The organism is Streptomyces rugosispiralis, assembly GCF_024505145.1.
In the GTDB taxonomy this organism is placed as follows: Bacteria; Actinomycetota; Actinomycetes; order Streptomycetales; family Streptomycetaceae; genus Streptomyces; species Streptomyces rugosispiralis.
The window spans coordinates 1-762 of record NZ_JANIAA010000193.1 but is presented as its reverse complement, the minus strand read 5'-3'; the positions used below and the strand labels follow the sequence as shown (position 1 = coordinate 762).

The 762-nt window shown below is 67.7% G+C and carries 1 protein-coding gene; it reads left to right on the top strand.

Features of this window, described 5'->3' with window-relative positions; translation table 11 throughout:
* The coding region (locus NP777_RS47015) for an AMP-binding protein (protein ID WP_256656344.1) at positions 1 to 762 on the top strand (762 nt) is incomplete at both ends.

Below are 762 nucleotides of genomic sequence, written 5' to 3'. Positions count from 1 at the left end.
GCGGGCGAATCGGCTGGCGCGTTTGCTGGTGGCGCGGGGGGTGGGGGTCGAGGACCGGGTGGGTTTGGTGTTGCCGCGGTCGGTGGATCTGGTGGTGGGTGTTCTCGCGGTGTTGAAGGCGGGGGCGGTGTATGTGCCGGTGGATCCGGGTTATCCGGCGGATCGGGTGGCGTATGTGTGGGAGGACGCGGGTCCGTCGCTGGTGGTGGCGGGTGTGGGTGTGGGGGTCGGGGTGCCGGCGGGGGTTCCGCTGGTGGTGCTGGACGATGCCGGGGTCATGGCCGAGTTGGCGGCGCTGGACGGGTCGGATGTCGGCATCCGCGTGTCGCCGGAGGCGGCCGCGTACATCATTTACACCTCCGGTTCGACGGGACGGCCCAAGGGGGTCGTGGTGCCGCACGGGAATGTGGTGCGGTTGTTCGAGGCGACGGATCACTGGTTCGGCTTCGGCCCGGGTGATGTGTGGACCCTGTTCCATTCCTTCGCTTTTGATTTCTCGGTGTGGGAGTTGTGGGGTGCGTTGTTGTGGGGTGGGCGGTTGGTGGTGGTGCCGTTCGAGGTGAGTCGTTCGCCGGGGGAGTTTTTGCGGTTGCTGGTGGATGAGGGTGTGACGGTGCTGAATCAGACGCCGTCGGCGTTTTACCAGCTGATGCAGGCCGATCGTGAGGCGCCGGAGATCGGGGCCCGGCTGGGGCTGCGGTGGGTGGTGTTCGGCGGTGAGGCGCTGGATGTGTGGCGGCTGGAGGAGTGGTTCGGCCGGCA